Annotated in this window: 11 protein-coding genes and 1 pseudogene; 8 read left to right on the plus strand and 4 right to left on the minus strand. The window is 67.4% G+C overall.

Translation table 11 applies throughout. The annotated features are described in order from the left end of the window. Position 1: 1 nt before the first annotated feature. The 3 genes and pseudogenes from CBP34_RS03565 to CBP34_RS03575 form a co-directional block, all read right to left on the minus strand. On the minus strand, positions 2-1,816 hold the full coding sequence (locus CBP34_RS03565) for a M61 family metallopeptidase (RefSeq protein WP_094099052.1): 1,815 nt from the start codon (positions 1,814-1,816) through the stop codon (positions 2-4). Positions 1,817-1,927: 111 nt separating this feature from the next. Further along, on the minus strand, positions 1,928-2,653 hold the full coding sequence (locus CBP34_RS03570) for a DsbC family protein (protein ID WP_086911426.1): 726 nt from the start codon (positions 2,651-2,653) through the stop codon (positions 1,928-1,930). Positions 2,654-2,705: 52 nt separating this feature from the next. After that, positions 2,706-3,838: pseudogene (locus tag CBP34_RS03575) on the minus strand (FAD-dependent monooxygenase). A gap of 72 nt (positions 3,839-3,910) precedes the next feature. Between CBP34_RS03575 and CBP34_RS03580 the strand changes: the two are divergent. The 7 genes from CBP34_RS03580 to CBP34_RS03610 all read left to right on the plus strand — a co-directional run bounded on the left by CBP34_RS03580 (position 3,911) and on the right by CBP34_RS03610 (position 13,006). Continuing rightward, positions 3,911-4,795 carry an MOSC domain-containing protein gene (locus tag CBP34_RS03580; protein WP_094097326.1) on the plus strand — a complete coding sequence of 295 codons (885 nt, stop codon included), beginning with the start codon at positions 3,911-3,913 and terminating at the stop codon, positions 4,793-4,795. A gap of 105 nt (positions 4,796-4,900) precedes the next feature. Next, entirely contained in the window at positions 4,901-5,995 is a 1,095-nt protein-coding gene (gene ychF / locus CBP34_RS03585; RefSeq protein ID WP_094097327.1) for a redox-regulated ATPase YchF, read from the plus strand. 8 nt (positions 5,996-6,003) lie between these two features. After that, a complete protein-coding gene (locus CBP34_RS03590) occupies positions 6,004-6,558 on the plus strand; it encodes an antibiotic biosynthesis monooxygenase (RefSeq protein WP_094097328.1) in 555 nt (184 codons plus the stop codon). A 286-nt stretch (positions 6,559-6,844) separates the two neighbouring features. Then, positions 6,845-7,600, plus strand: coding sequence for an ABC transporter ATP-binding protein (locus tag CBP34_RS03595; RefSeq protein ID WP_094097329.1), 756 nt, complete (start codon positions 6,845-6,847; stop codon positions 7,598-7,600). Between the two features lie 94 nt (positions 7,601-7,694). Next, positions 7,695-10,073 carry an ABC transporter permease gene (locus CBP34_RS03600; protein WP_094097330.1) on the plus strand — a complete coding sequence of 793 codons (2,379 nt, stop codon included), beginning with the start codon at positions 7,695-7,697 and terminating at the stop codon, positions 10,071-10,073. 45 nt (positions 10,074-10,118) lie between these two features. Continuing rightward, positions 10,119-11,363, plus strand: coding sequence for an efflux RND transporter periplasmic adaptor subunit (locus CBP34_RS03605; protein ID WP_335622267.1), 1,245 nt, complete (start codon positions 10,119-10,121; stop codon positions 11,361-11,363). A gap of 14 nt (positions 11,364-11,377) precedes the next feature. Continuing rightward, entirely contained in the window at positions 11,378-13,006 is a 1,629-nt protein-coding gene (locus CBP34_RS03610) for a bifunctional aminoglycoside phosphotransferase/ATP-binding protein (protein WP_094097332.1), read from the plus strand. On the opposite strand, the gene CBP34_RS03615 is transcribed toward CBP34_RS03610, so the two are convergent. Then, positions 12,981-13,505: a YqaA family protein gene (locus tag CBP34_RS03615; RefSeq protein ID WP_086928615.1), complete on the minus strand. Its 525-nt coding sequence runs from the start codon at positions 13,503-13,505 to the stop codon at positions 12,981-12,983. The genes CBP34_RS03610 and CBP34_RS03615 overlap by 26 nt on opposite strands. Positions 13,506-13,667: 162 nt before the next feature. Here CBP34_RS03615 and CBP34_RS03620 point away from each other — a divergent pair, with 162 nt between their 5' ends. Beyond that, positions 13,668-14,222, plus strand: a complete 555-nt coding sequence (locus CBP34_RS03620; RefSeq protein WP_094097333.1) for a M15 family metallopeptidase — start codon at positions 13,668-13,670, stop codon at positions 14,220-14,222. Positions 14,223-14,248 lie beyond the last annotated feature (26 nt).

Consider the following 14,248-nt stretch of genomic DNA (forward strand, 5'->3'; position numbering starts at 1 on the left):
CTCAGGACAGCCAGCGCCCTATTGCGGCGCTGTCGGCTGCGGTGAGGCTGATGGTGTCTGGCGTTGCAGCAGGTGCCTTGCGGCCGCGCTGCCCCGCCGGCTTGGACGTGGCGGGGGCAATGGCCGGCAGGGCCAGTGGCAGCTGTAGCAGGCGGCCATCGCGCGCCACCACGGCGGTGAACTGGGTGGCCGGGCCGGCATAGAACGCTACATCCTCCAGTCGGGCAATCCGCCAGCCTTGGCCTTTCACATCCAGGCCCAGCCATTCGTCACCCGCAGCCATGCCCGCCTTGTCAGCGGCCCCCCCGCGCAGCACGGTCTTGATCTGTACGCTGTGGTTTTCGGTGACGCGCAGGCCCAGGCGCTGGGCCAGTTGGGGCTGCTCGGGTTTGAGTGCCACACCGTGGGCGGTCAGTAGCTCGGCGACGGGGAGCTCGGCCGTGCTGTGCACCCACTGGTCCAGTTCCTTGTCAAAAGACCGCCCGGCCAGCGTGGCCAGTTCAGCGCGCAGATCGGCCTCGCTCATGGGGCCGCCCGCGCAGCGCTTCCACAGGGCTCGCATCACGTCGTCGAGCGTGGTCTTGCCTTCACGGCGCAGTGTCAGATCCAGGCACAGGGCAACCAGCGAGCCCTTGGTGTAGTAACTCACCGTGGCGTTGGGGGTGTTCTCGTCCTGGCGGTAATACTTCACCCAGGCGTCGAAACTGGCCTGCGCCACTGTTTGTACATGGCGGCCCGGTGTCTGCAGCACCTGGTTTGTGGCCTTGGCCAGCAGCTTGAGGTAGGTGGCATCGTCAATGAGGCCCGCGCGGCGCAGCAGCAGGTCGTCGTAATAGCTGGTGAACCCCTCGAAGAACCACAGCAGCTGGGTGTAGTTTTCCTGGCTGTAGTCGTAGCGTGAAAACTCCGCCGGCCGCAGGCGCTTGACGTTCCAGGTGTGGAAGTATTCGTGGCTGATAAGTCCGAGCAGGGTGGTGTAGCCATCGCTGGCGCCTGCCTCGCCCGTGCGGGGCAGGTCACGGCGGCCGCAAATCAGGGCCGTGGAGTTGCGGTGTTCAAGGCCGCCGTAGCCGTCCTGAACGGCATTGAGCATGAACAGGTAGTTCTTGATGGGCGGCTTGCCCTTGCCATGCCAGAAACGGATGGCGGTCTCGCAGATCTTTTGGGTGTCGGCCAGCAGGCGCTTGCCGTCGAACGAAGGCGCGGCACCGGCCACCACGAAGCGGTGAGGCACGCCACAGGCAGTGAATTGGCCACTCCAGAAGGTGCCCATTTCAACCGGGCAATCCACCAGTTCGTCATAGTGGCTTGCTACATAAACCCCAAAGCCCTTCTTGTCGATGGACTTCGGTGTCAGGCCCGTGGCGACGGACCAGTGGGCCGTGGCCGCCGTGCTGGCGATGTCGAGCGCATGAATGGCATCTTCCTGCCCGTGCACCCGCAGGCACAGGCTGGTGCCGTTGAAAAAGCCGCGCGAGGCATCCAGCCACGCAGTGCGTACCGAGGTGTCGTAGGCACACACTTCGTAGGTCAGGACCAGGGGGCGGTCGGTGCGGCACGTGGCTTGCCAGCGGTGCTTGTCGAGCTGGGTCAGGGGAATGGGGCGCTGGCCTTGTCGCGCATCCAGGCGTTGAAGGTTCTTGGAAAATTCGCGCACGAGATAGCTGCCCGGTATCCAGACAGGAAGCGACAGCTCCTGTTGCGCCTGCGGATGCGCCACGGTGAGCGTGACGGTGAACAGGCGTGCATGCAGGTCGGCAGCTTCCACGCGGTATTGAACAGGGGCCTGCGTGGTGGGGGTGCGGGTGGTGGGCATGGGGGCGGCTTCGCGGAAAGCGGGGCCTGGCGCCTGTGTGCGCGTCACCCGCTGGGGTCTCGGGGCTCGAAGGGGCTCGAAGAAGGCGCGAGGGCCAGCCCTCGCGTGAACTCAGTTGCTGCTCGGGGTGCTGCCGGCCTCGGCCAGGCGCTTTTCCACATCCTGGGCGCTGATGGCGCCGGGAACGCGTGAACCGTTCGCAAAAATCAGCGTGGGGGTCCCGGTGATCTTGTACTTTTTGCCGAAGGCGAGATTGCGCTGCAAGGCACTGGTGTCGCAGCTGGCCGTGTTGGGCGTCTTGTCGCGCAGCATGAGGTCGTGCCAGGTGGTCGCCCTGTCTTTCGCGCACCAGATGTTGCGGGACTTTTCTGCCGAGTCGGGGCTCAGGATGGGGTAGAGAAACAGGTAGATCGTGATGTTGTCCACGTTCTGCATGTCTCGCTCGAAACGCTTGCAATAGCCGCAATTCGGGTCCTCAAACACCGCCACCTTGCGTTTGCCATCGCCACGCACGATGGTGAAGGCATCCTTCAGAGGCAGCGCCGCAAAATCCACCGCCGTGAGCTTGTTGATGCGGTCCTCGGTCAGGTTGCGGCGCGCCTTGGTGTCGATCAGCTCGCCCTGGATGACGTAATTTCCCTTGGCGTCGGTGTAGAAAAGGTCGGTGCCGATGCGCACTTCGTACAGGCCGGGCATGGCGGTGGTGCGGACTTCGTCGATTTTTTCCATTTGCGGAATGCGTTCCGCCAGCGTTTTGCGGATGGCTGCTTCCTGGGCGGAGGCGGTGAAGCTCAGGGCTAAAGTGGCCGCGGCCAGCAGGGTGGGAATCAATTGCATCGTTTTCTCGTTCAGTGTTGTCGCGCTGCGGCTGCGTTTGCAGCCGCGGGTATCAGTGGGTTCCCATGGCCTGGCGGGCCATCCATTCCTTCAGGGGGCCGCTGTGCTCAAAGCCCTTCATGCCCCAGTTGCGCAGTGCCTGCCAAGGTCCTTCGGCACGCGCAAAAAGCTGCTGCAGGCCGTCGGTGGCCAGCCCCATGGGCAGCATGGCCGCTTTGCGCTCGCGCTCGTAACTGCGCAGCAAGCGCAGGTCGGCCACGCTGCGCCAGTAGTCGCGCCCGTGCAGCACGCGGGCCAAGGCCTGCGCATCGGCCAAGCCCATGTTCAGCCCTTGCCCGGCCAGCGGATGCACGTTGTGCGCCGCATCTCCTGCCAGCACCCAACTGCGTGCCTGGCTGCCCTGGGCCGGCAAAGCGCCGCACCAGCGGTTGGCCTGCGCCTGTTGCAGGGGCCATGCGGCGCGCTCACCCTGCAATTGCAGCGCTCCCAGTGCGCCGTGGCTGGCGGCCTCAAGGCGCTGGGCAAACTCCTGCGGCGCCAGCGCCAGCAACTGCGGCACCTGTTCCTTGAGGACAGACCACACCACCGCCACAGAGTTCCCCTGCGCGCCGTCCAGTGGCAAAAAGGCCAGGATGCCGTCGGGCAGAAACCATTGGCGGGCGATCTGGCCGTGCGGGTGTTCGCACGTCAGCCGGGTGGCGATGGCGTGCTGTTCGTAGGCGGCGACCTCGAATGCCACACCAAACTCTCTGCGGGTGCGGCTGGCGCGGCCCTCGCACACCACGGTGAGGGCTGCCGGCACCGGCTCGGATACCACTTCCACCTGAGGCTGGTAGCGCACGGCTTCCGCCAGGCGGGCTTCGAGTGCGGGCACGTCCACAATCCAGGCCAGGGCGTCAACACCTTGCGTGGCGGCATCAAAGTGCACGGCGCCTCCCTGGTCGCCAAAAACCTGCATCTGGGTAATTGCAGTGGCATGGGCCGGATCGGGCCAGCTGCGCAACGAATCGAGCAACTGGCGCGATGCCGCATTCAGCGCATAGGCCCGCACATCGCCCGCGGGCGCAACCGAAGGAGGGGGCCAGCCACCAGGGCCACGCGCAGCCTCTCGCGGGCGAGCAGCAAGGCCAGGGTGCGGCCCACCACGCCGGCGCCACGGATACAGATGTCAAAGGTTTTCGCCATGGCGGCATTGTAGGAGGGGGGCGCCGGTCGGCAGGCGGGGCAAAATGGCCCATCCGGCCCTGGTGCCGCTCAATGGAGCTTCCCGGCGTGACTTCTTTTCCTGATTCCGATCTGTCGGGCACGATCTCGCGCCTTTTTGTGTACCCGGTCAAATCCTGCGCGGGCATCGCGGTGCAGGAGGCATTGCTCACCGAAACCGGTTTGGACCTGGACCGTGCCTGGATGGTGGTCGACGCAGAGGGGGTGTTTTTGACCCAACGCACATTGCCCCGCATGGCGCTGATCCGCCCTGAGCTCAAAACCTCGGAACTGGTGCTGCGCGCGCCGGGCATGCTGGCGCTGCATGTGGGCATTGATGCCGTGGAAGGCCCCGCTACCGTCACGGTATGGAAGGACACCGTGCCCGCCTGGGACATGGGCCCCCTGGCTGCGCAATGGTTCAGCGACTTTCTGGAGCAGCCCTGCCGCCTGGTGCGGTTTGATCCGGATTGCCGCCGCCTGTCGGGCATGGACTGGACCCGGGGGGTGGAGGCGCCCAATCAGTTTGCGGATGCGTTTCCGTTGCTCGTGACCAGCGAAGCATCGCTGACCGAGCTGAATGCGCGACTGGCCGCCGCCGGGCAGGAGGGCGTGGGCATGGAGCGTTTTCGGCCCAACGTGGTGCTGGCGGGATGCGGGGCACACGATGAAGACCGTGTGGACATGGTGCGTGTGGACGCTGGGGAGCACGAGGTGCACCTGCAACCCGTCAAGCCCTGTTCGCGCTGCCCCATCCCCAACATCGATCCGGCCACCGCACAAAGCAGACCGACCGTGTCCGACACCCTGCAGACCTATCGGCAGGACGCGCGCCTCGGTGGCGCCATCACTTTCGGCATGAATGCCATCGTGCGGCAGGGGGTGGGGCAGGTGCTGCGCGTGGGGCAGCGCGTTGCTGCGGATGTGCGCTTCGAATGAGCTGCGCGGGGCGCGCGAGGGGTGCGCGAAGGACTCGCGCAGAGGGGCTTTGCCCCAGCCCCGTAAAATCAGTGGTTTGTCTCCAGAACACCAGAAAGCCCTGCCATGAGCCTCCAATGCGGCATCGTGGGCCTGCCCAACGTCGGCAAGTCCACCCTCTTCAACGCGCTGACCAAGGCCGGCATTGCCGCCGAGAACTACCCCTTCTGCACCATCGAGCCCAATGTCGGCGTGGTGGAGGTGCCCGATCCGCGCCTGCAGCAGCTGGCCGAGATTATCCAGCCCGAGCGCATCGTGCCGGCCATCGTCGAGTTTGTGGACATTGCCGGTCTGGTGGCGGGCGCCAGCCAGGGCGAAGGCCTGGGCAACCAGTTCCTGGCCCACATCCGCGAAACCGACGCCATCGTGAACGTGGTGCGTTGCTTTGAAGACGACAACGTCATCCACGTCGCGGGCAAGGTGGACCCGATTTCCGATATTGAAGTCATCCAGACCGAGCTGTGCCTGGCGGACATGGGTACCGTGGAGAAGGCGCTCAACCGCTACACCAAGGCCGCCAAGTCGGGCAACGACAAGGACGCCGCCAAGCTGGTGGCGCTGCTCACGCGCATCCAGGCTGCCCTCAACGAAGGCAAGCCCGCGCGCTCGGTGGAAATCACCAAGGAAGAGCAGCCCCTGCTCAAGTCGCTGTGCCTGATCACGGCCAAGCCCGCGATGTTCGTGGGCAACGTGAGTGAAGACGGCTTCGAGAACAACCCCTTTCTTGACCGCCTGAAGGAGTACGCTGCCAGCCAGAACGCCCCCGTGGTGGCCATCTGCGCCAAGATGGAAGCCGAAATGGCCGAGATGAGCGACGAAGACCGCGATATGTTCCTGGCCGAAATGGGCCAGAGCGAGCCCGGCCTGGCCCGGCTGATCCGCGGTGCCTTCAAGCTGCTGGGGCTGCAGACCTATTTCACCGCCGGCGTGAAGGAAGTGCGTGCCTGGACCATCCACATTGGCGACACGGCGCCCCAGGCGGCCGGGGTGATCCACGGTGACTTCGAGCGCGGCTTCATCCGGGCACAGACCATTGCGTTTGACGATTTCATCGCCTACAAGGGCGAGCAAGGCGCCAAGGATGCCGGCAAGATGCGCGCAGAGGGCAAGGAATACGTGGTGAAAGACGGCGACGTGCTGAACTTCCTGTTCAACGTCTGAGCTTCGCCATGCACGCTGTCACCGTCTTGATCAGCCGCCAGGTCAAGCCAGGCTGTGAGGCCGAGTTTGAACGCGTGATGGATCAGATCATTGCCACTGCGGCAACGTTCAAGGGCTATCTGGGCGCGCACCTGGTTCGGCCTGGCGATGAACAGGGTGTGAACGACAGCCTGCACCATGTCGTGATGGCATTTGACAGCGACGCCGGCCTCGAGGCGTGGCAAAACTCGCCGGCCCGGGCCCTAGGGTTGGCGGCAGCCGCCCCCTTCATCGAGGGCCAGGCCCTGATCCGGCATGTTTCGGGCCTGGCGCACTGGTTCCAGCCGCGCGGTGAACCCAGGCAAGCGCCGCCACCGCGATGGAAGGTGGCCGTTGTGACGTGGCTGGGCATCTTTCCTACGGTTTTCGTGCTGTTTTTGCTGCTGGGCGATCTTCTGGCCCCTTGGCCGTTATGGCTGCGCATCCTGGTCATCACGCTGCTGGTGGTCGGCTTGATGACCTGGGTGGTGGCCCCGCAACTGACGCGGTGGTGCAAGCCGTGGCTCTACCCTGACTCCAAGTAGCCAGCAGCATCCACAACAAAACGCGGCAGGGCTTGAAATAGGGGTCAAATAGGCCTCTTGCGCTTATGAAATAAGCGCTTGCAGCTATTGTTTCAGGAGTGACTGCGCGGCCATGGTGGCACCTTGGGCCGTCGGCCGGATGCGCGCTGGGCCCATTGCGTAAGGCTTGCTGGTGCCGCGGCTACCGCTTTGTGCCCCTGCCTTGACCCAGGGTGGTTGACACGTACCAAGCACCGCCCACACTGTGCGGCATTGTCCTGATGTCCGGCGCGCAGCGCTGCCACCCATGCCCGATGCCCTTGTTGTCTCGCCCTTGGCGCCACCTGCGCGGTCTGATGCCGCCGTGGTGTTCCATGCGCGCAATTTGTGCAAGACCTACCAGACGGGCGAGGTGCAGGTGCGTGCGCTGCACGGTGTCAACCTGGACATCGTGCGCGGCGAGTTCGTGGTGCTGCTGGGCGCCTCGGGCAGTGGCAAATCCACGCTGCTCAACATCCTGGGCGGGCTGGATGTGCCGACCAGCGGCGAGGTGCGTTTTGCCGACCACGCCCTGAGCGGCGCCAGCGAGAGCGAGCTCACAGCCTACCGGCGCGAGCATGTGGGTTTTGTCTTCCAGTTCTACAACCTGATTCCCAGCCTGACGGTGCGCGAGAACGTGGCCCTGGTCACCGACATCGCGCCGCATCCCATGCCCATCGACGAGGCGATTGGCCTGGTGGGCCTGACGCCGCGCCAGCACCACTTTCCGGCGCAGCTGTCGGGCGGCGAGCAGCAGCGCGTGGCAATTGCCCGCGCCATCGTCAAGCGCCCCGATGTGCTGTTGTGCGACGAGCCCACGGGCGCGCTCGACTACCAGACCGGCAAGATGGTGCTGGAGGTGATCGCCCGCATCAATGCCGAGCTGGGCACAACGGCCGTGGTCATCACGCACAACGCCGCCATCGCTTCCATGGCTGACCGCGTGGTCTACCTGGTGGACGGCACCATTGCGCGCATCGAGCGCAACGCGCACCGGCTCTCACCATCGGAGCTGTCGTGGTGAGGAAAACAACGCCCCCACGCTTCCCCGCTGCGCGTGGTCCGCTGCCCCCCAAGGGGGCCGCTTTTTGCCTTGGGGCGGCCCGGCGGCAAAAAATATGAAAGCCCTCGATCGCAAACTGCTGCGCGACCTGCGCCGCATGTGGAGCCAGGCCCTCACCATCGCGCTGGTGGTGGCCAGCGGCCTGGGCGGGTTCATCACCACCTTGTCGGCGGTGGATTCGCTGGCGCTGGCGCGCGACCAGTTTTATGCCCAGGGGCACTTTGCCGATGCGTTTGCCGCCGTCAAGCGCGCGCCGCTGGCGCTGGCCGAGGTTCTGCGCAGCGTGCCCGGTGTGGCCGATGTGCAGGTGACGGTGGAACAGGTGGTGCGCGTGGAGATCTCCGGGGTGGTCGATCCCATCATTGGTCAGCTGATTGGCGTGGACCTGCGCCAGCCGCCGCGCATGAACCAGGTCACAGTGCGCAGCGGTCGGGCGCTGGCCCCGCCGGGCGCCGGGCAGGGCCGCAGCGACAGTGCCATTGATGCGCTGGTGTCCGAAGGCTTTGCCCGCGTGCGCGGTCTGCACCCGGGCGACGAGCTGATTGCGCTGGTCAACGGCAAGCGCCGCACCCTGCGCATCGTGGGCACGGCGCTGTCGCCCGAGTACATCTTTGCGGGCCTGGCGGGCATGCCCGACCTGCGCGGTTTCGGTGTGTTCTGGGTGGATCGGGAGGCGCTGGCAGCGGCCTACGACATGCAGGGCGCATTCAACCGCGTAGCCGTGAAGCTGGCGCCGCAGGCGTCAGAGCCCGCCATGCTCGATGGCCTGTCGCGCCTGCTGGCGCCCTACGGCGGCCGCGACGCCCGTGGCCGCGAGGACCAGGCATCGCACGCCATGCTCGACAACGAGATCAAGGAGCAGCGCGTGATGGGCACCTTGCTGCCCGCCATCTTTCTGGCCGTGGCGGCCTTCTTGCTGCATGTGGTGCTCTCGCGCCTGGTGGCCACGCAACGCGAGCAGATCGCTGCGCTCAAGGCGCTGGGCTATGCCAATGCGGCCATTGCCGGGCATTACCTCAAGCTGGTGGCCGTGATCGTGGTGGTGGGGCTGGCACTGGGCGTGGCGCTGGGCCACTGGTTGGGCACCATGCTGACCGGGTTGTACGCCGAGTTCTTTTTCTTCCCGGTGTTCGAACACCGCATTGCGCCCTGGCTGGTTCTGGTGGGCGCGGGGGTGACGGGCACCACGGCCCTGCTGGGCACGCTCAGCGCCATCGGAGCCACCGTGCGGCTGGCCCCGGCCGAGGCCATGCGCCCGCCGGCACCGGGCCAGTACCGCCGCACCGTGCTGGAGCGCCTGGGGGTGCGCCGCATTCCGGCCGGACTGCGCATGATCCTGCGCAACATGGAACGCAAGCCGCTGCGCACCACGCTCACCATCGGTGGCACGGCGGCGGCGGTGGCCATCGTGGTCATGGGCAATTTCTTTCGCGACGCCATCGACCACATCGTGGACACCACCTTTCACCTGGCGATGCGCAGCGATGTCAATGTGTGGATGACCGAGCCGGTGGACGCTCTGGCGCGCCTGCAGCTGGCGCGTCTGCCCGGCGTGACAAGCGTGGAGCCCACGCGCAGTGTGGCGGTGCGCATGGCCTATGGCCACCGCAGCGAACGGGTGGGGCTGCAAGGCGTGGCGCCGGGGGCGCAACTGTTGCGCGTCATCGACGTGGAGGGCCGCCAGAGCGCCGTGCCCGATGCCGGCCTGCTGCTCACAGACCGCCTGGCCGACAAGCTCGGGGTGCGCGTGGGCGACATGGTGCGCGTGGAGGTGCTGGAGGGCCGCCAGCGCACGCTGTATGTACCGGTGCAGGCCACCGTGCGCGAGATGATGGGGCTGAACGCCTATGTGCAGCGCGATGTGCTCAACCGCTGGCTGCAGGAGGGCGATGTGGCCTCGCAGTTCGATGTGGCGCTGGAGCCGGGCTCGGAGGCGCGTTTTCTCGAAGCCACCAAGGCCCTGCCGCGCGTGGCGGGCGCCTTCAGCAAGGCCACGCTGTTGCGCAACATGCAGGACGTGAGCGCGCGCAACGTGCGCATCATGAGCACCATCCTCACGCTGTTCGCGGCCGTGATCGCGGTGGGGGTGGTTTACAACAACGCCCGCATTGCGCTGGCCGAGCGCACCTGGGAGCTGGCCAGCCTGCGCGTGCTGGGTTTCACGCGCGGCGAGGTGTCGGCGTTGCTGCTGGGCGAGCTGGCGATTGGCATCGCGCTGGCGCTGCCGCTGGGCATGGCCATGGGCTGGGGGCTGGTGCACCTGCTGGTGGAACTGCTCAAGAACGACCAGTTTCTGTTTCCGGTCGTCATCAGTGCACGCACCTATGCCTGGGCGGGCCTGTGCGTGGTGGTGGCGGGCGTAGCCAGCGCCCTGGTGGTGCGCAGGCAGATCGATCGGCTGGACATGGTGGCTGCACTCAAGACGCGCGAATAAGCAGCGGCCAACAATGCAGACAATGCAAGCAACGGGGATATGGCAATGCAAAAGAAGACGGTGATGCTGGGCGTGGGCGCGCTGGTGGTGCTGGGCGCACTGCTGGCGTGGGCGTTTGCGCCCCGGCCGCTGCAGGTCGAGGCCGCTGCCGTGGTGCGGGGCCGCTTCGAGGCCGGCATCGACGAAGACGCGAAAACCCGCCTGCGCGACCGCTACAGCGTCTCGGCCCCGCTGGCCGGGCGTCTGGCACGCATCGCACTGCGCGAGGGCGACGCGGTGCTGGCGGGCGACGTGGTGGCGCGCATCACCCCCGCCATGCCCGCCTTGCTGGACGAGCGCAGCCTGCGCGAGCAGCAGGCCCGCGTCACCGCCGCCCAGGCCAATCTGCAGCGCGCCGCTGTGCGCATTGAGCGCAGCAGGGTGGCACAGGATCAGGCCCGCAACGACCTGCGCCGCAGCGAACAGCTGGCGCAGCAGGGCTTTGTGGCCCCCACGCGGCTCGATACCGAGCGCCTGGCGCTGCAGGCAGCCGAAAAGGACACCGACGCCGCGCTGCAAGACCAGCAGGTGGCCCGCGCCGATCTGGCCCAGGCCCGCGCGGCGCTGGACGTGGTGCAGCGCCCCGGCAGCGCACCAGCTGACAAGGCTTTCGAGGTGCTGGCCCCCGTGGCTGGCCGCGTGCTGCGCGTGGCGCAGGTCAGCGAGGGCGTGGTTGCGCTGGGCACCGTGCTGGTCGAGGTGGGTGACACCGCGCAGCTCGAAGTGGTGGCCCCGCTGCTGTCCACCGACGCCTTGCAGGTGCGCCCGGGCAGCCCCGTGCGCATCGAGCGCTGGGGCGGGCCGGGCGTGTTGCAGGGGCGCGTGCGCAGCGTGGAGCCGGCGGCGTTCACCAAGGTGTCGGCGTTGGGGGTGGAAGAGCAGCGCGTGAATGTGTTGATTGACCTGACCAGCCCGCCGGCGCAGTGGGCGGCGCTGGGTGACGGCTATCGGGTGGTGGCGCGCGTGCTTACCCGCGAGGCGCCGGACGCCACCCTGGTACCCGTGAGCGCGCTGTTCCCGCTGCCCGGCAGCGACGCTGCCGCATCGGCCCCCATGGCGGAGGCCGCCGCGCCGCGCATGGCGGTGTTTGTGGTCGATGGGGGCCGGGCACGGCGCACGCCGGTGGTGCTGGAGGCGCGTGGCAGCACGCACGCCTGGGTGAAAGAGGGGCTGCAAGCGGGCGCGCAGGTGGTGGTGTACCCGCCCGCAGCGCTGGTTGATGGCGCCCGCGTCACGGTGCGCACCCCCTGACGGAGCCTTGGCCCATGCATCCTGAATCTCTTGCCGAAGCCTATTGCGCCGCCGAGCAGCGCCTGCGCCAGTTGCAGCGCAGCCCCGAGGCTTTTGGCCACCCCACCGGCACCGTGGAGTGGATCGAAACCCATATCTCCTGGCTGTTGCTGGCGGGTGATTTTGTCTACAAATTCAAGAAACCCCTGAAACTGGATTTTCTGGATTTCAGCACCCCCGCGCTGCGGCGCGCCGCCTGCGAGGAAGAGCTGCGCATCAACCGCCGCACTGCGCCGGCGCTGTACCTGGGTCTGGTGGCGCTGAGCAGCCAGCCGGGCCGCATGCGGTTGCAGAGCGCCGACGTGGCACCGGCGGACGCGGAGCCCGCCGTGCGCATGCGCCGCTTTGCGCAGGAGGCGCTGCTCAGCCACCTGCTGGAGCAGCAGAGCCTGCTGCCCAGCCATATCGACGCCCTGGCGCAGCATGTGGCGCAGTTCCATGCCGGGGCCGCGGTGGCCACGCCCGAGCAAGGCTGGGGCACGGCCCCGGCGGTGCTGGCGCCGGTGCAGGATTGCCTGGCGGCGCTGCAGCCGCTGGTGGCGCAGGCCCTGCCCGAGATGGGCCCCGCGCTGCGCCAGGTGGCGCAGTGGTGTGCCGCGCAGGGCGCTGCGCTGGGGCCGGTGTTTCAGCAGCGCCTGCAGTCCGGGCGGGTGCGCGAATGCCATGGCGACCTGCACCTGGCCAATCTGGTGCTGATCGACGGGCAGCCACAGCTGTTCGATGCGATCGAGTTCAACCCGGCGCTGCGCTGGATCGACTGCGTGGCCGACATCGCCTTTCTGGCCATGGACCTGGAGGCGCGCGGCCGCGCAGACCTGGCCTGGCGCTTTCTCAATGCCTGGCTGGAGCACACGGGCGACTACGCCGGCCTGCAGGTGCTGCAGTACTACCGCGTGTACCGCGCCCTGGTGCGCGCCCGCGTGGCGGGCATGCGTCTCGCGCAGGTGGCGGGCCCGGAGCACGCGGCCAGCCTGCGGGAGCTGCAGCGCTATCTGGCCCTGGCACTGCGCTTCATCCAGCCCCGCACGGTCGAACTGTGGCTCGCCCACGGGTTTTCGGGTGCGGGCAAGAGCACGCAGTCGCAGACGCTGGTTGCCGAGCGCGGCGTGGTGCGCGTGCGCGCCGATGTGGAGCGCAAGCGGCTGTTCGGGCTGGCGCCGCAGGCGTCGAGCGCGGCTGTGCCGGGCGGCATCTATACGGCCGAGGCCTCGCAGCGCACCCACGAGGCCCTGGCGCAGGCAGCCCGCTGGGCGCTGGGTGCGGGCCACACTGTGCTGGTGGATGCCACGTTCCTGAACCCCGCCATGCGCCAGCGCTTCATGGCACTGGCGGCGCAAGCGCAGGTGCGGTGCCGCATTTTGTCGTTCGAGGCGCCCTTGGCGGTGCTGCGCGAGCGGGTGCGCAGCCGCCAACGGGCAGGTGGCGATGCGTCAGAGGCCTCGGTGCAGGTGCTGGAAGCGCAATGGGCGGCTGCCCAGCCGCTCTCGCCTGCCGAAGAGGCGCTGACGGTGCATGTGGACACCACCCGGCCGGTGGACTGGAGTGTGTTGCTGCCGCCAGGCGATGCGGGGGCACCGGTTACATCGCCAGTTGGCCCGGCATGAAATACAGCAGCACGCTGGTCATGAGCAGGTAGCGAAAGAACTTGCCCACCGCCATGTAGGCCAGGCAAGGCCAGAACGGCAGCTTGAGCCACCCCGCCACGGCGCACAGCGGGTCGCCCACCACGGGCAGCCAGCTCAGCAAACAGGTCTTGGCCCCCCATTTGCGCAGCCAGATGCGAGCGCGGCGCTCGGTGCGGCTGAGCTCGCGCGCCGGTTTGGCATCGGCGTCGGGGGGGTGGCCGGCACGCCGGTGGCGCCGGGCCGCATCCCAGGCGCGGTGCGCGCCCAGCCCCATCCACCAGCTCACGCCGCCGCCCAGGGTGTTGCCCAGCGTGGCCACGGCAATAGCAGGCCAGTACAGGTCGGGGTTGAGCTTGATGAGACCGAACACCGCCGGCTCCGAGCCCATGGGCAGCAGCGTGGCCGAGATGAATGACACGACAAAGACCGTGCCCAGGCCGAATTGCGGCAAGGCCAGCCATTCAAGCAACTGGTGCATCCAGATTTCCATATGGCTGCAAGTGTAGGTCGGCAGCGCAGGTGCTGCCGGCCCTGAGGATGCCGTCCTACACGGCGCTGCGCCGTTCGGCCACGGCCCGGGTGCGCCAGGGTTTGTATCGTCAGGTTACTCCAACCCTTGGCAGAAATCGGAAGGCTTGCGATGCACAACACCCCCCAAAAACCGTCATTTCCCTACAGTGGGTATTGGCTCTCCCTCGCCGCCGGCATCGGGCTGGCAGCCTGTGTGCACAGCCCCCAGGCCGCGGTGCCCGCACCAACGCTGCCCCCGGCGCCCATGGCCTGGGATGCCGCGGTGGATGGCTGCGCCGGTGGCGAGCGTCTGCGCGCTGCGGTGGCGAGCGTGCGCAGCGAGTTGCGGGCCCAGGGGCTGGCGCTGAAGACGTCGTGCCAGGTCTCCCAGGGTGTCCTGGCCGTTCAGGTGCAAGTGGTGGACGGTTTGCGTGCCAGCAAGGTGCTGCGCGGCCCCCTGGCCGATGGCGAGGCGGTGGACATGGGCACGCCCGCCGGGGTGGCAAGTGCCAATGCCGCCAGCCACAACACGGATCTTTCGCCCGATGTGCAACACAACCGCCAGTGGTTGCGTGCGCTCATGGCCCGCCACCAGTTCGACAACCTGCCAGATGCCTGGTGGCGTTTTGCCCAGAAGGCGGCACCGCAACCGGCGCTGGCCGAAGTGGACCTGGCTGCGCGCTGAGCCCGCTGGCGTCAGAAGACATGCGT

Origin of the sequence: Acidovorax carolinensis (assembly GCF_002157145.1) — a bacterium.
In the GTDB taxonomy this organism is placed as follows: domain Bacteria; phylum Pseudomonadota; class Gammaproteobacteria; order Burkholderiales; family Burkholderiaceae_C; genus Acidovorax; species Acidovorax carolinensis.